This window comes from Variovorax monticola, from assembly GCF_051216855.1.
Classification (GTDB): domain Bacteria; phylum Pseudomonadota; class Gammaproteobacteria; order Burkholderiales; family Burkholderiaceae_C; genus Variovorax.
The window spans coordinates 49,022-66,760 of sequence record NZ_JBPJZP010000005.1 but is presented as its reverse complement, the minus strand read 5'-3'; the positions used below and the strand labels follow the sequence as shown (position 1 = coordinate 66,760).

At 70.5% G+C, this 17,739-nt stretch carries 18 protein-coding genes; 6 read left to right on the top strand and 12 right to left on the bottom strand.

From position 1 onward, the window contains the following. Window positions 1-13: 13 nt before the first annotated feature. From ACSFA5_RS18075 to ACSFA5_RS18045, 7 genes are all read right to left on the bottom strand, one after another. Window positions 14-469 carry a MarR family winged helix-turn-helix transcriptional regulator gene (locus ACSFA5_RS18075; RefSeq protein WP_435445430.1) on the bottom strand — a complete coding sequence of 152 codons (456 nt, stop codon included), beginning with the start codon at window positions 467-469 and terminating at the stop codon, window positions 14-16. A gap of 78 nt (window positions 470-547) precedes the next feature. Continuing rightward, a complete protein-coding gene (locus ACSFA5_RS18070) occupies window positions 548-1,192 on the bottom strand; it encodes a DUF2894 domain-containing protein (RefSeq protein ID WP_435445429.1) in 645 nt (214 codons plus the stop codon). Further along, the gene (locus ACSFA5_RS18065) at window positions 1,185-1,856 is read right to left on the bottom strand and encodes an OmpA family protein (RefSeq protein ID WP_435445428.1); all 672 of its coding nucleotides are present in this window, start codon (window positions 1,854-1,856) and stop codon (window positions 1,185-1,187) included. Before ACSFA5_RS18065 ends, ACSFA5_RS18070 begins: the two co-directional genes overlap by 8 nt. Then, window positions 1,856-4,426, bottom strand: coding sequence for a DUF802 domain-containing protein (locus ACSFA5_RS18060; RefSeq protein WP_435445427.1), 2,571 nt, complete (start codon window positions 4,424-4,426; stop codon window positions 1,856-1,858). The genes ACSFA5_RS18065 and ACSFA5_RS18060 overlap by 1 nt, the downstream gene beginning before the upstream one ends. Next, a complete protein-coding gene (locus ACSFA5_RS18055; protein WP_435445426.1) occupies window positions 4,423-5,166 on the bottom strand; it encodes a DUF3348 domain-containing protein in 744 nt (247 codons plus the stop codon). Before ACSFA5_RS18055 ends, ACSFA5_RS18060 begins: the two co-directional genes overlap by 4 nt. Window positions 5,167-5,278: 112 nt before the next feature. Beyond that, the gene (locus ACSFA5_RS18050) at window positions 5,279-6,109 is read right to left on the bottom strand and encodes an ABC transporter permease (protein WP_435445425.1); all 831 of its coding nucleotides are present in this window, start codon (window positions 6,107-6,109) and stop codon (window positions 5,279-5,281) included. Between the two features lie 3 nt (window positions 6,110-6,112). Next, window positions 6,113-7,078, bottom strand: coding sequence for an ATP-binding cassette domain-containing protein (locus ACSFA5_RS18045; protein ID WP_435445424.1), 966 nt, complete (start codon window positions 7,076-7,078; stop codon window positions 6,113-6,115). 130 nt (window positions 7,079-7,208) lie between these two features. Between ACSFA5_RS18045 and ACSFA5_RS18040 the strand changes: the two genes are divergently transcribed. The 3 genes from ACSFA5_RS18040 to ACSFA5_RS18030 are packed head-to-tail and all read left to right on the top strand — an operon-like array spanning window position 7,209 to window position 9,357. Next, on the top strand, window positions 7,209-8,051 hold the full coding sequence (locus ACSFA5_RS18040) for a hypothetical protein (protein WP_435445423.1): 843 nt from the start codon (window positions 7,209-7,211) through the stop codon (window positions 8,049-8,051). Further along, window positions 8,048-8,746: a hypothetical protein gene (locus ACSFA5_RS18035; protein ID WP_435445422.1), complete on the top strand. Its 699-nt coding sequence runs from the start codon at window positions 8,048-8,050 to the stop codon at window positions 8,744-8,746. Before ACSFA5_RS18040 ends, ACSFA5_RS18035 begins: the two co-directional genes overlap by 4 nt. Then, entirely contained in the window at window positions 8,743-9,357 is a 615-nt protein-coding gene (locus ACSFA5_RS18030; RefSeq protein WP_435445421.1) for a hypothetical protein, read from the top strand. Before ACSFA5_RS18035 ends, ACSFA5_RS18030 begins: the two co-directional genes overlap by 4 nt. Here ACSFA5_RS18030 and ACSFA5_RS18025 read toward each other — a convergent pair. Further along, window positions 9,354-10,244, bottom strand: coding sequence for a LysR family transcriptional regulator (locus ACSFA5_RS18025; RefSeq protein WP_435445420.1), 891 nt, complete (start codon window positions 10,242-10,244; stop codon window positions 9,354-9,356). The genes ACSFA5_RS18030 and ACSFA5_RS18025 overlap by 4 nt on opposite strands. A 112-nt stretch (window positions 10,245-10,356) precedes the next feature. Here ACSFA5_RS18025 and ACSFA5_RS18020 point away from each other — a divergent pair, with 112 nt between their 5' ends. After that, window positions 10,357-11,031, top strand: coding sequence for a glutathione S-transferase family protein (locus ACSFA5_RS18020; protein WP_435445419.1), 675 nt, complete (start codon window positions 10,357-10,359; stop codon window positions 11,029-11,031). Further along, on the top strand, window positions 11,028-12,026 hold the full coding sequence (locus ACSFA5_RS18015) for a flavin-nucleotide-binding protein (protein ID WP_435445418.1): 999 nt from the start codon (window positions 11,028-11,030) through the stop codon (window positions 12,024-12,026). The genes ACSFA5_RS18020 and ACSFA5_RS18015 overlap by 4 nt, the downstream gene beginning before the upstream one ends. Here the strand turns inward: ACSFA5_RS18015 and ACSFA5_RS18010 are convergent. Then, window positions 11,984-13,138, bottom strand: coding sequence for a cytochrome P450 (locus ACSFA5_RS18010; protein ID WP_435445417.1), 1,155 nt, complete (start codon window positions 13,136-13,138; stop codon window positions 11,984-11,986). The genes ACSFA5_RS18015 and ACSFA5_RS18010 overlap by 43 nt on opposite strands. Before the next feature lie 82 nt (window positions 13,139-13,220). Here ACSFA5_RS18010 and ACSFA5_RS18005 point away from each other — a divergent pair, with 82 nt between their 5' ends. Then, window positions 13,221-13,916, top strand: coding sequence for an ArsR/SmtB family transcription factor (locus ACSFA5_RS18005; RefSeq protein ID WP_435445416.1), 696 nt, complete (start codon window positions 13,221-13,223; stop codon window positions 13,914-13,916). Between the two features lie 12 nt (window positions 13,917-13,928). Here the strand turns inward: ACSFA5_RS18005 and ACSFA5_RS18000 are convergent, their stop codons facing one another. From ACSFA5_RS18000 to ACSFA5_RS17990, 3 genes are all read right to left on the bottom strand, one after another. After that, complete coding sequence (locus tag ACSFA5_RS18000) at window positions 13,929-14,924, bottom strand: Bug family tripartite tricarboxylate transporter substrate binding protein (protein ID WP_435445415.1); 996 nt, start codon at window positions 14,922-14,924, stop codon at window positions 13,929-13,931. A 137-nt stretch (window positions 14,925-15,061) separates the two neighbouring features. Continuing rightward, a complete protein-coding gene (locus ACSFA5_RS17995) occupies window positions 15,062-16,072 on the bottom strand; it encodes a Bug family tripartite tricarboxylate transporter substrate binding protein (RefSeq protein WP_435445414.1) in 1,011 nt (336 codons plus the stop codon). Window positions 16,073-16,199: 127 nt separating this feature from the next. Further along, entirely contained in the window at window positions 16,200-17,717 is a 1,518-nt protein-coding gene (locus tag ACSFA5_RS17990) for an AMP nucleosidase (protein WP_435445413.1), read from the bottom strand. Between the last annotated feature and the right edge of the window lie 22 nt (window positions 17,718-17,739).

Genomic DNA, 17,739 nt, shown 5'->3' with positions numbered 1-17,739 from the left:
GCCGCGCGAAGGGCTACGCGGCTTTCTTGATGCGGTCGCGCAGCGTTTGCAGCTGCTGCGTGATCGCAATGAGTTCCGGCACCGAGCATTCGGTGGCGGCCAGGAGGCAGGCCGGCACGTTGGCCGCCTTGGTCTTCAGCCTGCGGCCCGCGGCGGTGAGCGTGATGTGCACGCGCCGCTCGTCGGCCACGTCGCGCACACGGCTGACGTAGCCATTGGCTTCGAGGCGCTTGAGCAGCGGCGTGAGCGTGCCCGAGTCGAGCGACAGCCGCTCGCCGAGCGCGGAGACCGTGTGGCCGTCCTGCTCCCACAGCGAGAGCATGACCAGGTATTGGGGGTAGGTGAGCTGCAGCTTTTCGAGCAGCGGCTTGTACAGGCGCGTCATGGCCAGCGAGGCGGAATAGACCGCAAAGCACAGCTGGTTGTCCAGCTTGAGCATGTCGTCGGCGGTGACGGGGGTGGAGCGCATGGGTTGAATTGTAGTGAGCAATTGAATTGCGTGCAATATAAATTGAAAGTGTCGGTTTCAGCGGCAGCACCGCGGCGTTCAGGCCGGCTTGCCGCGGCCTGTTTTCTCTCGACCGGTTTTCTTCGTGTTGTCGGCGCGCGGCGCGCTCGCTGCCGCCGCGGCTGCCATGCTGCCATTGGCCTGGTCGATCCACAACAGGGAATCGACGTAGGACATGAACCGGTTCAGGTACTCCGGCGAGAGTTCGCGCATGAGGATGAGCGCGCGGTGCACCAGGTGGTGCGAGTTCAGCGGGCCGGCGTTGTCCGGCACCTTGGCCAGCGACTGCGTCAGGCGCCGGTCGGCGCTGAGTTTGGACCAGGTGCTGCGGAAGTAGGTGACGGCCTTCAGGTCGGGCGTGGCACCGCTCGCTGCAAGGCCTTCGCCCGAAGCAGGCGCAAGCACCGCAAGGTGGTCGATGAGCTCTGCGAGCGCGCTGCGTGCCAATGGTGCTTCTTCCGGCGGGGCGATCGCGCCAAGCCGCTGGCGAAGCGCCTCGCCGTACGCCGCGAGCAACTGGCCGATCCGCTCGTCGAGCATGCGCCGCGCCTCGCCGTCGTGTGCGTCGGCGCGGCGGGCCATCGCCTCGATGAAGCGAAAGCGCACCGGGTCGGCGCGGTCGTCGCCACGCGCGCGCCACGCGGCCAGCGCCGCGCCTGCGTCGGGGGCGGCGTCGCTACTCACGGACCTTGGTGCCCGTGTGGGTGCGCGAGGGCCGGGGCGTCGGCGCCATCTCCACGCGCCGGTTCTTCGAGCGGCCGTCGGCGTCGGCGTTTGAGGCCACCGCCTGCTCGGCACCGAAGGCCGCAGCAAAGATGGACGACGACGGCACGCCGGACTCGATCAAGGCGCGCGTCACCGTCAGCGCGCGCTGCGCCGACAGCTCCCAGTTGTCGGCGAACTGGCGCGCGTTGTCGCGCATCTGCCGGTCGTCGGTGAAGCCGCTCACCATCAGAATTTCGTCGCGCGAGCGCAGGTACGCCGCCAGCGGCCCCGCCAGGCTCTTGAGCAGCTGCCGGCCTTCGGGCTGCAGGTCGGCGGAGTTGAAGGCGAACAGCACGTTGCCGCTGATGCCGATGCGCCCGTCGTTCAGCGTCACGCGGCCCGCGGCCAGCGGGGCCGCCAGCGCCTCTTCGAGCGTCTGCCGGCGCTTGGTCTCGGCCTGGCGCTGCTGCACCTCGGTCTCCAGCTTGCTGGCCAGTTCGAGCTGCATGCCCAGCGCGCACACCAGGATGAGCACGAACGCGCCCAGCAGGCCCGACATCAGGTCGCCGAACACCGCCCACACCGGCACGCCGGGCCCTGCGCCGTCCACGCTGTCGGTGCCGCCGTCGAGCTCGTCCTGCATCACGCGTCGCTGCCCACGGCGGCCTGCCGGTCGGCGATGCGCTGCAGGTCTTCGACGATCTGCTTCTGCGACATGATGCTCAGGTCTATCACTTCGCGCGCCTGCGCCACGTAGTAGGCCAGCTGCTCGTCGCTGCGCGAGATCGACTTGCCCAGCGCGCCTTCGATGCGCTGCAGCTGCGCGGCCATCTTGTCGTTCGATTCGCTGAACAGCTGCACCGCGAACCCGAAGGCCTCGCCCATGCTGGCCACCTCGACGGCGCCGCCGGTGATCTGCGCGGCCACGGCCGACATCTTGTGGGTTTCCTCGTCGATCTTCTCGGTGAAGCGGCTTCCCACGCGCTCCAGCACGTCGGCCGACGCGGCCACCAGCGAATCGACCGCCGCGCGCTGCTCGGTGGAGGCATGGTTCACGGCGTCCAGCAGCGTGGACAGCGTGCCGAGGATGCGGCTGCGTTCTTCGAGCATCACGTTGTCGCGCGCCATGCTGTCCGACAGCTTCTGGCGCAGCTCGGCCACCACGTCGGCCGCGACGCGGGGTGCCTCGGCAGCCGCCTGCAGCAGCTGGGCGATCTCGGCGGTGGTGGTCTTGGCGTGCGCGTCGTTCTGTGCCGACATGTCGCGCGCAGTCTGCGCCATGGTGTCCAGCAGTTGCTGCTGCTGGCCCAGCGTGTTCGCGCCGGCCTGCTGCCATTCGTGCTGCAGCGCCTGCGCCATCGACGCGAGCGATTGCGTCCATGCGGACAGGCGCCGCTCGTCGTGCGAGGCCAGCTGGGTCTGCAGCTCGGCGTGTGCCAGGTCCACGCTGCCCACGGCGCTTTCGAGCCGCGCCGCAACGCTGTCGACCAGCGCGCCCGAGCGTTCGCCGAAGGTCTGCGCCAGGCGGTCGTGCGCGCCGCGCACATCGGCCGACAGCGCCTCGGTCGTGCGCTGGTGCTCGGCCAGCGTGGCTTGCCAGCTGTCCATGCTGTCTGCGAGCTTCTGGCGCAGCGCGGTCATCACTTCGCCCGCGACGCGGGGCGCCTCGGCGGCGGCCTGCAGCAGCTGGGCGATTTCTGCGGTGGTGTTCTTCGCGTGCGCTTCGGTCCGGGCCGACATGTCGCGCGCGGTCTGCGCCATGGTGTCCAGCAGTTGCTGCTGCTGGCCCAGCGTGTGGGCGCCGGCCTGCTGCCATTCGTGTTGCAGCGTGCCGGCCATCGACGCCAGCGACTGCGTCCATGCGGCAAGCCGCTGTTCGTCGCGCGACGCGAGTTCTGTCTGCAGGTCGGTGTGCGCCTGGCCCACGGTGCCCAGCAGCGAGGCCGAGTGCTGCGCGAAGGTGGCGGCCGCCGCCGTCAGCGCCTGCTGCGTGTCGGCGGACAGCTGCTCGCTCGTGAGCCGATGCTGCGCCAGCGCGCCGCCCCAGGTGTCGGACACGGTGCCCACGGTGCCTTCGAGCCGCGCGGCCACGCTCTCGACCAGCGCGGCCGAACGCTCGCCGAAGGTCTCGGCCAGGCGGTCGTGCGCGCCGCGCACATCGCTGGACAGCGCCTCGGTCGTGCGCTGGTGCTCGGCGAGTGCGAGTTTCCAGGTGTCGGCCACGCGGCCGGTGGTGGCCTCGAAGCGGGTGGAGAGGCCGTCGAGCTGCTGCTGCACGGTCTGCGCGAGCGTGTCGTGCAGCGAGGCCGTCTCGCGCGCGATGCCCGCCATGGTGGCCTCGACCACCGGCTGGATCGCCGCGCTCGCGATGCGCGCGCTTTCGGTCAGGCTGTGCTGCAGCGACTTGTCGACCGACGCGGCCAGCCCGACATAGGCGGCCTCGGTCCTGATGTGGAAGTTGTCTTGCCCCGCGGCGAGGCGCTCGTTGAGCGCCAGGCTCTGCCGCTCCATGGCGGCCATCACGGCCTGCAGCTGGCCGACCAGCTCGGGCATGGCCTCGGCCTGGCGCTGCAGCAGCTTGAAGGACGCTTCGCGCTGGTGCACCTGCGAGTAGGGCCGCAGGGTGGTCGCGATCTTGCTGTCGAGCAACTGCCCGGCCTGCATGCGTTCACGCCGGCTCAGCGCCGAGGCGAAGCCCAGCATGGCCGATGCGGCCACGCCCGCCACCGAGGTGCCGAACGCCAGGCCCAGGCCCTTCACGGGGGCGGACAGCGAGGCGCGAATGGACTGCAGGTCGGTCGAGCTTTCCAGCGCGATGCCCGTGCCCTTGAGCGTGACGACCATGCCCAGGAAGGTGCCCAGCATGCCCAGCAGCACCAGGAAGCCCGCGAGGTACGGCGTCATCGCCGGGCCGGGCAGGCCCACGCGCTCGCCTTCCACGCGCAGGCGCACCGCGTTCTGCAGCGAAGGGTGCAGCTGGGCCAGCCAGGCGCCCAGGTTGGGCGGCGGCGCGGACAGGTCGGCCACGGCCTTCGTCAGCGTGGACGTGGCCTGGTGAAAGCGGTGCAGCTCCAGCGCGCCCATGACGTAGAACGCGCCGACGAGCACTGTCACGCCCAGCGCCAGCGGGTTCGAGCCGATGTAGCCCGCGCCGGCCCAGACCACGATGGCCAGGCCTGCGGCAATGACCGCGTGATGGAGGAATCTGTTCATGGAGGAAGGTCTTTGTGCCTGGTGCGAAGGGCTTCGAGCAGCCCGTCGACCGGTTGAAATCGGAAGTCCAGTTCGGCCAGCAGCAGGTCGCGTGCGTCCTGGTGGAAGGTGTCGAGCCAGCCGTCGGGCGAGGCGTCGCGCAGGCGCTTGAAATGCTTTTCGAGCAGCGTGGGCACGCTGGCCAGCAGGGTGCGCTCCTGCGCGCCGAGCACCTGTTCCATGACCACGTCGACCCCGGCCAGCCGCGCCATGGCGGGCGAGGTGCCCGCCAGCCTGGCACGCAGCCGGCCGCGCAGCGGGACTACGGCCGCGTCCATCGCCTGTTGCCGGGCGAGGTAGCGCTGGCGGTACGGCGCGAAAGCGATCGGGGCGATCGGGGCGACCGGAGTGTCGATGGCGGTGTCCTTGGGCTGGGAGGCTTTGGTGAACTGCGTGAACTGCGCGGAGGCCGGTGCCGGCAGGAAGGCGCTGTCCTGCGCGATGGCGCTCGTGAGCGCGGCCCGCACGCGGTTGCATTCGTTTTCTTCTGCGTCGGAGGACGCGAGTGCACCGGACGGCGAGGCCGCCGGGTTGCCGTTCAATGCGGCGGAAAGAGAGATGGCGTCGGTCCAGCCGAACCATTGGCTCAGCCGGTCGGCGGTGACTTGCCGGGGTTCGCGAACGTCGACTTCAGACAGCCGTGAAAGCAAGCGAACGAGCGCCGAGCCGTTGAATCCTGTGCGCCCTGAAACTTGCGCCATACAGCCAGATACCGCAGTCCGAAAAACCTGGCAGTCTACACCGAAGACCCGCGCCGGCCGCCCCGGTTACAGCCCCTGACGCGCCGGTGGGACGGCCCGTTTGGCCTACCCTTCAGCCCCTGAAGCGCCTGCGCGTGAGCGCCAGCGCAATCCAGAAAGCCGCCACCCCATACACCGCCAGCACGCCCGCGTGCAGCCACCAGTCGGTGGGCCACTGGTCCATGAAGAGCGGACGCACCAGCGCCACCGCATTGGTCAGCGGCAGCCAGGCCGCCACCGCCTTCACGGCCGAAGGCAGTTGTTCCAGCGGAAAGAACACGCCGCTCAGGAACATCATGGGCGTCATGAACAGCGTGAAGTAGTAGGTGAAGAAGTCGTAGCCCTTGGCCAGCGCGTTGAAGATCAGCGCGATCGACGAGAAGGTGATGCCCGCGCCGATGAGCACCAGCCACGCGACGACGAGCTTGGGGCTGTGGCTGATGCCCAGCCCGAGCATCACGAACAGGATGGCCGTGACGGTGAAGATCGACTTGAACGCCGCCCACAGCATCTCGGCCAGCACGATGTCGTCCAGGCCCACCGGCGCGTTCATGATGCCGTCCCAGGTCTTTTGCACGTGCATGCGCGAAAAGGCCGAATACAGCGCCTCGAAGCTGGCCGCGTTCATGGCGCTCATGCAGATCGAGCCGCTGGCCAGGAACAGGATGTAGGGCACCTTCACGCCGTCCACCGCCACCTGGCCCACCAGCGCGCCCATGCCGTAGCCGAAGGCCACCAGCCAGATCAGCGGCTCGGCGATGTTGCCGATCAGGCTCGGAATGGCCAGCTTGCGCCACACCAGCAGGTTGCGCAGGAACACGGGCCACCAGCGCATGGAGAGCTCGGGCGCGCGCCACACCGAAGGCGTGGCGGTGGCGGAGTGAGTGGTCGTTGTCGTATTCATGGCTTAGCCGTCCTCGCGAATCTGGCGACCCGTGAGTTTCAGGAAAAGGTCTTCCAGGTTCGCGGGCCGGTGAAAGGTGCGCAGCCCGCCGTGCTGCGTGAGCGCATCCAGCAGGCGCCGCGCGTCCTGCGTGTAGAAGAACACGGTCTCCCCGCTCACCTCGACACGTGCCGCCATCGCCTTGAGTTCGGGCGACTCGGCGAGCGCCACCGCGCCGTTGCCGTACACCTCGACCACGTCGGGCTCCAGGTGCTCGGCGATCAGGTCGCGCGGCTTGCCCTCGGCGATCTTGCGGCCGTGGTCGAGCACCAGCAGGCGCGAGCACAGGCGCTCGGCCTCGTCCATGAAGTGCGTGGTCAGCAGGATCGACTTGCCCTGCTGCAGCAGCACCTGCAGCCGCTCCCACATCAGGTGGCGCGCCTGCGGGTCGAGGCCGGTGGTGGGCTCGTCGAGCAGCAGCAGCTTGGGGTCGTTCACCAGCGCGCGCGCCAGCGACAGGCGCCGGCGCATGCCGCCCGACAGCTCGCCGGGTTTCGCGTCGGCCTTGTGCGAAAGCGCCGCGAACTCCAGCAGCTGCGGTACGCGGGCGCGCACCTGCGCCTTGGCAAAGCCGAAGTAGCGGCCGTACACCACCAGGTTCTCGGCGCAGCTGAAGTCGGGGTCCAGCGTGTCGAACTGCGTGACCACGCCCAACTGCGCCTTGATGGCCAGCGCGTCGCGCGGCATCTGCAGGCCCAGCGCGGAGATCTCGCCGCCGTCGGGCGCGGTGAGACCCAGGCACATGCGGATGGTGGTGGTCTTGCCCGCGCCGTTCGGGCCGATCACGCCCAGGCATTCGCCCGGCGCGATCTCGAACGACAGGTCGTCCACGACCGTGGTGTCGCCGTAGCGCTTGCGCAGGTGGCTGACCTGGAAGAGCGGGGGAGGGGAAAGGGGGGAAGGGGAGGAAGAGAAGGAAGAGGGCGGCACGCGGCCATTCTGACGCAGGCACGCAACAGCCGTTCCCCTCGCTTCAATCGATGGACACGTCACGCAACCCGGGCCCTTCGCCGGCGGCACAATCGACGCCAGTTTGCATTTCGCGGGGGGAGGCCCAACGATGCTGCGTTTCTGGCTCGCGCTGTCGGTGTTGCTGCTGCTCGGCGCCTGTGCCCCCTTTCATCGGCCCCTGGCGGCCGCGGACCGCGCCAAGGTCCAGACGGTCGACCTGCGCGTGGTCGTCGCGCAGGAGAGCTTCATGTTCTCCGCGCAGGCCCCCGGCGTGAGCGCGGCCACGGGCGGCGGGCTCATCGGCGCGATCATCGACTCGTCGGTGCAGCAGTCGCGCCAGAAGGACATGAGCGCCGAGGTGCAGGCCATCGTCGGGCCGCTGCTGGACTACGACTACCGCGCCGAGGCCGGCAAGGCGCTCGATGCGGCGCTGGCCGAGCCGACCGCGTTTCCTCTGAAGGTCCGCTCCTCGCAGGTGCTCGCGGCCATGCCGCCCAAGCCCGAGCATGAGGCTCGCATCGCCGCCACCCGCTCCGGGCCCGCCTACATGGTGCTGTTGCTGCAGTACGCGCTGGAGCCCGGCCTGGGCGCCTTCACCACGCGCACCACCGCCTTGCTGTGGCAGGACGGGGCCAGCGAGCCGAGCTACCGCACCTCGGTCATCTTCCAGACACCCATCGGCGGCACCGCGCGCGCCGCTGTCCTGCGCAGGCTCACGGCCAGCGACGGCCAGGTGCTGCGCGGCGTGATGCGCGAGTCGGTGGTGCAGACCCTGCACGCCGTGGCGATGGACATTGCCGGCGCCCGCACCGCCGGCGTGAAGACCGCGCGCTTCAACGTCAACGGCTCCTGGGTGACGCTGGCCGGCGCCGGCTTCGACGAGCAACCGGGGCGCGTGCTGTTCCGCGACCAGGACGGCGCCTTGTATTCGGTGCGGAGCGCCGCGCCATGACGGCCGGACGAAGAGGCGCCTTGGCCCTGGCCGCGCTGTGCGCCCTGCCGGGCCTGTCGCATGCGGTCACCGAGAGCGAGCCGTTGCCCATGGTGTTCGAGACCTCGTCGGAGCCGGCCGAGCGGCCCGACGGCGTGCCGGTCGTGACGCCGCGGCTGGTGCGTGGTTGCATGCTGTACCTGCCGGCCGTCGAGGACGTGCGCAGCAACAAGGCCAACGCCGGCAACCTCACCGTGATGCTGCCCACGGTGCATGCCACGCCCCGCTCGGTGCAGTCGCTGCGCAGCGGCGACGCCACGGCGTGGACGCGCGGCGCGCTGCAGTCGACCCGCCGCTACGGGTTCCAGCCGGTGCTGGGCGCCCCCGCCTCGAACGGCGGAGCCGTGCAGGTCACCGCGAACGGCGCCTCGGGGCAGGTCACCGCGGACGTGGCGTTGCGCCTGGCGCATGCATGGTCGGCGGGCCTGAACCTCGTCTCGCACGTCGTGCTCCAGGTCAGCTACCGCCTGCCCGGCGGAGCAACGGCCGTGCGGCAATACCACGGCATGGGCACGCGCACCAACTTCGCCAGCGGCAACGGCGAGTTCATGTCGGTGCTGAACCTCGGGCTCGAAGAGGCGGTGCACAGCATGGCCCTCGACGCTGCCGCGCTGTGCGACGGCAAGCCGCTGCCCGAACCGGCGGTGGCGCGATGAAGGGCATGCTGGAGCTGCACCTGACCTGCGGCGCGCTGCCCGATTCCCAGATTCCCTTTTTTGTCGCGACCTGCGAGCAGGTCGGGCTGCGGCCGCTGCTCATCGACCACCACCACGGCGTGCAGCAACGCCAACCATCGGCCACGGCCTGGCTGCGCGCCGATCTCGAGGAGGCCCGGGCCGAAGCGATGGCGCTGGCGCAGTGGCTGGCGCGCGCGGGCATGGCCGTGATGGACGTGAAGGTCGACGCCCCGGTGCAGGACTCCGAACGCTTCGGCCACCCGGGCCGGTATTTCGAGTGGCGCGGCAAGCTGCGGCAGCTGCACGACATGGCCGACCTGCGGCGCCTGTGCGAGGTGCATGGTGCGCGGTTGTCGCGCGACAGCCTGCGCGAGGACGCCGACACCTGCTTCGTCACGCTGTGCAGCCGCGAGCCGCTGGCCGAGTTCAGCGCGCGCGTGCGGGCGTTGACCAGCCAGCTCGCGCGCGACGGGTGGCCGCTGCTGAAGCAGGACGCCGAAATCTGCCTGCACGACAGCCGCGAGCCGCCCCAGCCAGACTGGCTTGCGCCGTTCCTGCTGCCATCCGCTGCCTCCGGCGGCCCCGGCTAAAGCCTGAGCCCGCTGAACTCCGTCTTCATCCACGCGATGAAGGCCCGCGTGCGCGCCGGCAGCAGCCGCGCGTTCGGGTAGATCACGCTCACCGGGCGCGGCGGCGGCTCGAAGTCTTCGAGCACCAGCGCGAGCCGCCCCTGCGCCACGTGCGGCATCACCTGGTACGAGAAGAAGGTGCCGAAGCCCATGCCCGCCGCGCAGGCCTCGATGGCGGGCGCGTTGTGGTTGAACTCCAGCCGCGGGTCTGGCGTGACGCCGATGGTCTTGCCGCCTTCGCGAAACAGCCACTGCGACGGCATGTCGACCCGGCCGCGCACGCAGGGCGCGCCTTCCAGGTCGCGCGGATGCCGCGGCACGCCGTGCTGCGCCAGGTAGGCCGGGCTCGCGGCCACCACGCGGCGGATGGTGCCCAGCGTCTGCGCCACCAGCGACGAGTCTTCCAGCGGGCTGATGCGGATGCCCACGTCGATGCCTTCTTCCAGCAGGTTCACGCTGCGGTCGTACAGCCGCACGCTGCAGCGCACCTTCTCGTGGCGCTGCATGAAGCGCACGATGGCGGGCGCCACGTACATGTGGCCGAACAGCACCGGCGCGGTGATGGTGAGCTGGCCTGCGGGCTCGCTGGCCTCGGCCCGGAGCGCCAGGTCGGCGGCGTCGGCCGCGAGCAGCACGTCGCGCGCGCTGGGCAGGTAGTGGCGGCCCTCTTCGGTGAGCGACAGCCGGCGCGTGGTGCGGTGGAACAGGCGCACGCCCAGGTGCGCCTCGAGCGCGGCCAGCGCGCGCACCACCGCGGGCAGCGAGGTGCCCATTGCCTCGGCGGCGCGGGTCATGCTGCCCTGGTCGGCAATCTGAACGAAGGTCTGCATGGCCTTGAAGCGATCCATGGGCCGATTAAACCGGAAAACGCAGCAGTCAAATACAGGAATGGCTATTCATTCATCGAGCGCAAGAGAGAAGAATCGGCGCCACGCCCCGCCACTTCCGAAAGACCTTGCCATGAACACCACCGCCACCCGCCCTGCACCACCCGCCCGGCCCATCAAGCCCATCAAGCTCTTTGGCTCCGCCCTGTCGGGCCACGTGCACCGCGTGCGCCTGTTCCTCACCCTGCTCGGGCTGCCCTTCGAGAACATCGAGATCGACGTGCCCCGGCGCGAAAACCGCGCGCCCGAGTTCCTCGCGCGCAACCCCTTCGGCCAGGTGCCGGTGATCGAGGACGGCGAGCTCACGCTGGCAGACTCCAACGCGATCCTGGTCTACCTCAACGAACGCTATGCGAGCGACCCCGCGCGCTGGATGCCGCGCGACGCGGTAGGCGCTGCGCGCGTGCAGCGCTGGTTCTCGGTGGCCGCCGGCCCGCTGGCCTACGGCCCGGCGGCGGCGCGGATCATGGCGCTGTTCGACCCGGCCACCGACCGCGCCGACACCGTCACGCGCTCGCATGCACTGCTGTCGGTGATGGAACTGCACCTGCGGCAGCAGGCCTTTCTCGCGGGGCCGGCCGCCACGCTGGCCGACATCGCGAACTACGCCTATGTGGCGCATGCGCCCGAAGGCAGCGTGTCGCTTGCCACCTATCCGAACGTGCGCGGCTGGCTCGAGCGCGTGGAAGCCTTGCCCGGCTTCGTTCCGATGGTGCGCACGGCCGTCGGGCCTGCGGCGGTCGCATGATCGCCGCGCCGTTTCATGCGGGCGAGCGGGCCATGCAGGCCCTGGGTGGCTCGCGCGAGCAGATGGAGTTCGCGGGCCCGCGCGTCATCCGCGACCACATGCCCGACCAGCACCGCGCGTTCTTTGCGCAGCTGCCGTTCCTGGTGGTCGGCAGCCTCGACGCCGAGCTGCAGCCCTGGGCCAGCGTGCTGGCCGCGCCGGCCGGCTTCATGCACTCGCCCGACGCCACGCACCTGCGCGTCGATGCGCTGCCTGCGGCGGGCGATCCGCTCGCCGGCGCGTTGACGCCAGGCGCGACGCTCGGCCTGCTCGGCATCCAGCCGCACACGCGGCGGCGCAACCGCATGAACGGCACGGTCGAGGCGCTCGACGCCGCGGGCTTCACGGTCGCGGTGCAGCAGAGCTTCGGCAACTGCCCGCGCTACATCCAGGCGCGCGAGCCCGTGCCGGCTTCGAACCGGGGCCATGCGCCGCCCGTGCAGCCGGCGCAATGGCTCGACAAGCTCGACCTGGCTGCGCACCGCCTCATCGGCAGCGCCGACACGCTGTTCATCGCCACCGCCTACCCGAACGAAGCGGCGGCCGGCGACGAGGCCGATGCGAGCTCGCACGGCGTCGACGTGTCGCACCGTGGGGGGCGCCCGGGCTTCGTGCGCATCGACGGCGACGACACGCTCACCGTGCCCGACTTCAACGGCAACCGCTTCTTCAACACGCTGGGCAACCTGGCCGCGCACCCGCGCGCGGGGCTGCTGTTCATCGACTTCGACAGCGGCGACCTGCTGCACGTGGCGGCGACGGCCGAGATCGTTTGGAACGGGCCCGAGGTCGAGGCCTTCGAAGGCGCGGAGCGGCTGATGCGCTTTCATGTGACGCATGCGCTGCGCCGACCGGCGGCGTTGCCGCTGCGCTGGGGCGACGCGCAACTGTCGCCGCACCTCGCGGGAACCGGTCAGTGGAACACCGGAATGCGCGCGTTGGCCGACGGCCGGTAGCCCCAGCCGCGCAGGCGCTGCGCTGCAAGGTCGGCTGCGGGCATGCGGGCCAGCAGCGCTTCGAGGCCGGCCGCCGCCAGCGTGCAGGCCAGGGCCTGGCCCGGGCAGGCATGCACGCCATGGCCGAAGCCGAGCATGCGGCGCTGGGCGCGCACGGGCATGAAACGGTCGGGCTCGGGGTTGAACAGCGGGTCGCGGTGGGCCGAGGCCAGCAGCACCAGCACCACGTCGCCAGCGGCCAGCGTGGTGCCCGCGATGGCGACAGGTTCCACCGCGAAGCGCCGCGTGTTCTGCACGGAGGGATCGTGCCGCGCCGTCTCTTCCACGAGGGTCTGCAGCCCGTCGCGCGTGCGTGCCGCTTCGCGCAGCGAAGGCTCGCGCATCACGGCGACCAGGCTGTTGCCGAGCAGGCCCGCCGTGGCGTCGCAGGTCTGCGACAGCAGGCCGACCAGGTTCGCGAGCAGCGCGCGTGACGGCGTTTCGCTCTCGGCCAGCACGCCGTGCAGCAGCGTGCCGTGCCGCGGCGGCGTGCCGGCCACCAGCGCTTCGAAGCGTGTCATCAGCGCGCCCGCCGCCGTGCCGGCGTGTTGCAGATGCGCCGGTGTGGACAGCGGCGACAGGCAGGCGACGAAGTCGCGCATCCACCGGTCGACCTGCGGCAAGGCGTCGTCGGCAAAGCCCAGCAGGTGCGCCACCGATTGCACGGGCACCGAGAACAGCGTGTCCGACAGCGGCTGCTGCCGAGGCACGCGCCGCGCCACCTGCAAGGCGGCTTCTCGCACCGCGTGCAGGTCGAGCCCGGCCAGCGCCCGCTGCAGCGCGGGCCGGTGCGCGGCGTGCGCCGCGCCGTCGTTCATGCGCACCAGATGGCCGAACACCTCGCCGGCGGCGCTGCCCGCGATGGCGCGCGGCACCGGCTCCGCCGCGGGCCTCACGCGCAGCGCACCGTGCGCCTGCAGCACCTGCGCAATGACGTCCGCGCGGCTCGCGACCCACACGCGCAGCGCATCGTTCCATGCGAGCGGCGGTCCTTCGCGCAGGGTTGCGTAGTACGGATACGGGTCGGCATGCGTGGCGGCCGCGACCGGGTCGGCGGGAGTGTCGGGGTTCATGGCCGCAGTGTGCGATCGAAGCCGCCATCACACTTCGCCCGCGAACGAAGTGTGGCGTGTGCTGTCGCTCTACGATGGCCGCATGGACACCACCGCTTCGCCTTCCGCCGACTTCCAGCTGGCCCGCCTGGCCGGCGCCATCGCCGAGCCGGCGCGCGCCCGCATGCTGAGCTGCCTGATGGACGGCCACGCGCGCACCGCCACCGAACTCGCCACCGTGGCCGAAGTGGCCGCGTCCACCGCGAGCGCGCACCTCGCGCGGCTGAAGGACGAGCGGTTGGTCGAGCTGCTGGTGCAGGGCAAGCACCGCTACTTTCGCCTGGCCGGCCACGACGTCGCCGCCGCCCTCGAAAGCCTGATGGTGCTGGCCGGCGCCCCGCGCGCACCCGCGTTCGAGCCCAGCACGCCGAGCCGCCTGCGCAGCGCGCGCACCTGCTACGACCACATGGCGGGCACGGCCGGCGTGGCATTGCACGACCGGCTGCATGCGCAAGGCTGGCTCAGCGGCCTGCAGAGCGGCTCTTACGAGCTCACGCCCGAGGGCGCGATCGCGCTGCAGAGCCTGGGGGTCGACGTCGATGCGGTGCGCCGCTCGCGCCGCCGCTTCGCCTGCGCGTGCCTGGACTGGAGCGAGCGCCGCGCGCATCTGGGCGGCGCGCTGGGGGCCGCATGGCTGCAGTTGTCGCTGCGCCGGGGCTGGGTGCGCCAGGCGCTCGACGGGCGCGCGCTCACGCTGACGCCGAAGGCGCAGCGTGAGATGCCGGAGCTCTTCGCCTGAAGCTGCGCGCGATCAGGCCTTCAGCTTGAGCAGATAGATCAGCGGGCCGGCCATGGCGGTGTCCAGGTCCAGGAAGCTCTCGAAGTCCTTGCCCGCCATCCAGTACGCGTCCCAGTTGTTGCGCTTGATGGTCTTTTGCCAGAGGTCGGCGGTGGTGGCGCGGCGCACCGCTTCGAGCAGCACGGCGCGGCGCTCGGCGGGCACTTTCTTGCCGGTGAGCACGCCGCGCCAGTTGGCGAGGTCGGCGTCCACGCCCTGTTCGCGCACCGATGGAATGCCCTGGAACGGCCGCTTGGCCGACACGCCGATGGCGCGCAGCTTGCCGTTGGCCAGGTGGTCCGCGAATTCGCTGTAGCCCGAGATGCCGGCCGCGGCCTTGCCCGTTTCAAGCGCCTCGACCACCTGCGCGCCGCCCGGGTGCGCCTGGTAGGCCAGCGAGCCCGCGTTGCCCGCCACGCGCGCCAGCATGCCGGCGTACATGTGGTCCACGCCGCCGGCCGAGCCGCCCGCGATGACCGTCTTCGCGGCGTCGGCGCGCAGTTGCGCGATCAGGTCCTTGGGGGTCTTGATGGGCGAGTCGGCCCTGACCGCCACCACTTCGTAGTCGCTGGTGAGCCGCGCCACGGGCGCGACCTGCGCCAGGGTGACGGCGGGCTTCTGCAGCGCGACCGCGCCGACCATGACCATGCCGCTCATCAACAGGGTGTCGGGGTCGGAGTCGTACTTCTGCACGTACTTCGCCAGGCCGATGGTGCCGCCCTTGCCGCCGATGTTCTCGTAGTTGACCTCGCCCACCGCGCCCGCGGCCACCATGGCCGCGCCGAGCGCGCGGCCGGTCTGGTCCCAGCCGCCGCCTTCGTTGGCGGGAATGACGATGCGCAGCTTGGGTGCGAGCTGCGGCTCGGCCGCGCGCGACATCCGTGGCCACAGCGCGGCGGGCACCACGCCTGCGGCCATCCATGCGGCGAGGCTGCGGCGAGAGAGGCCGACGGGCACGGACTGCGGCATTTTTGTTTCCAGTTGTCTATAAAAGTAACCGGATGATGTCCGAGAACCGCGTCAGCCCTTCACATTGTTTGCCTAGGGAAAACCCGGGTCGCCGAGCCGCAGCGGCCTCGCGCGGTAGCTCCGGTGCGCCTGGCGGCTCAGGCTTTCAGCTTGAGTTGCTGAATCAAGGGACCGGCTGCCGCCGTGTCGAGCGCCAGGAAGTTCTCGAAATCCTTGCCCTCCAGCCAGAAGGCTTCCCAGTTGTTGGCTTTGATGGTTTTCTGCCACACATCGGTGGCGGTCGCCCGGCGCACCACCTCGAGCAGCGCGGTCTTGCGGTACGGCGGCACCTTCTTGCCGGTGAACACGCCGCGCCAGTTGGCGAGGTCGGCGTCCACGCCCTGTTCGCGCACCGACGCAATGCCCAGGAACGGCCGCTTGGCCGACACCCCGATGGCGCGCAGCTTGCCGCTGGCGAAGCCTTCTGCGAACTCGCTGTGGCCCGAGATGCCGGCCGCAGCCTTGCCCGACTCCAGCGCCTCGACCACCTGCGCGCCGCCGGCGTGCGCCAGGTAGACCAGCGACGCGGAGGCCCCCGCCGCGCGCGCCAGCAGGCCGGCGAACATGTGGTCCACGCCGCCGGCCGAGCCGCCCGCGATGACGGTGGCGGCGGCATCGGCGCGCAGCTGCGCGATCAGGTCGCTGGTGGTCTTCAGGGGGGAGTCGGCCCTCACCGCCACCACCTCGTAATCGCTGGTGAGGCGGGCGATGGGGGTCATGTCGGCCAGCGTGACGGCGGGCTTTTGCAGCGCAAGCGCACCGACCATGACCATGCCGCTCATCAGCACCGTGTCGGGGTCGGCGTTGTACTTTTCGACGTACTTCGCCAGGGCGATCGTGCCGCCCACGCCGGGAATGTTGTCGTACACCACGCTGCCGACAGCGCCCGAGGCGAGCATGGCCGCGCCGAGCCCTCGGCCGGTCTGGTCCCAGCCGCCGCCTGGTTCGGCGGGAATGACGATGCGCAGCCTGGCGCTCAGCGGGGCGTCGGCGGCGGTGGCGCTGCCGGGCCACAGTGCGGCGCCCCCGGTGCCGGCAACAGCGGCCGAAGCCGCGATCCATGCCGAGAAGTGTCGGCGCGAGACAAAAGCGGAAGGCGACTGCGGCATCTTTTTTCCGGTTGACTGTGGGTAGTCCGGATGATGTCTGTGAAACACCGCAATCCCCCACCCCGGCGGGCGGGGACAAACCCCGATGGACGCCCGCGCCCTGCGGCAACAGGCCGGCGGGGTGTTTTTACTGGAACGCCACCTCGGCAAAGCTGCGCAGCTTGCGGCTGTGCAGCCGCGTGGAGCCCTCTTCGCGCAGGATCTCGATGGCCCGCATGCCGATGCGCAGGTGCTGCTCCACGCGCTCGCGGTAGAAGTGGTTGGCCATGCCGGGCAGCTTGATCTCGCCGTGCAGCGGCTTGTCGCTCACGCACAGCAGGGTGCCGTAGGGCACCCGAAAGCGAAAGCCGTTGGCCGCGATGGTCGCGCTTTCCATGTCGAGCGCCACCGCCCGGCTCTGGCTGAAGCGGCGCTGCGGCTGGTTGCCGGGCAGCAGCTCCCAGTTGCGGTTGTCGGTGCTGGCCACGGTGCCGGTGCGCATGATCTTCTTCAGGTCGGGGCCTTCGTAGCGGGTGACGTCGGCCACCGCCTGCTCGAGCGCGAGCTGGATCTCCGACAGCGCCGGAATCGGCACCCACAGCGGCAGCTCCTCGTCGAGCACGTGGTCCTCGCGCACGTAGGCGTGGGCCAGCACGTAGTCGCCCAACTGCTGCGTGTTGCGCAGGCCCGCGCAGTGGCCCAGCATCATCCAGGCGTGCGGGCGCAGCACGGCGATGTGGTCGGTGATGGTCTTGGCATTGGCCGGGCCCACGCCGATGTTGGTCATGGTGATGCCGCTGTAGTCCTCGCGCACCAGGTGGTAGGCCGGCATCTGCGGCAGCCGCGGCGGGGCGGTGCCCTGGCTGCCGTCGAGCAGGTGGGCGAAGGTGTCGCTCTGGCCGGGCGCCAGGCCGCGCCGGCGCGTGATGACGTTGCCGGGCTCGATGAAGGCCACGTACTCGCTGTTCTCGTCGGCCATGGCCTCGTGGCCCAGGCGCACGAACTCGTCGATGTAGAACTGGTAGTTGGTGAACAGCACGAAGTTCTGGAACCACTCGGGCGCCGTGCCCGTGTAGTGGCGCAGGCGGTGCAGCGAGTAGTCGACGCGTGCCGCCGTGAACAGCGACAGCGGCTGCGCCTCGCCGTCGCGCGCCTCGTAGGTGCCGTTGGCGATGCCGTCGTCCATCACGCCCAGGTCGGGCAGGTCGAACACGTCGCGCATGAGCGCGCGGCGCTCGTTGCTCATGGTGCCTTCGATGTGGTCGTTCTCGGCGAACGAGAAGTGAATGGGAATGGGCTGCGTGCTGGTGCCCACCTCGATCTCGACCTGGTGGTTCTCCAGCAGCAGGCGGAACTGGTCGAGGTAGTAGCGCGAGAACAGGTCGGGCCGCGTGAGCGTGGTTTCGTAGCGCCCGGGCCCGGCCACGAAGCCGTAGCTCAGGCCTGCGTTGGCCGGCGGCGTGTGGCGCGACACCGTGTGCGTGTGCACCCGCACGAACGGGTAGCAGGCCCGCACCCGGCCGGGCAGTGCCTCCCCGGCCACGAAGCGCAGCATCGACTCGCGCAGGTGGGCGATGCCGCCCTGGTAGATGGCCTTGACCTGATCGAGCGCGGCGGCTGCGTCGGTGAAGCGGGCGGGGGCGACGAAGGTGGGCATGTAGGGCATGACGGCATTGTGCAATGCCACG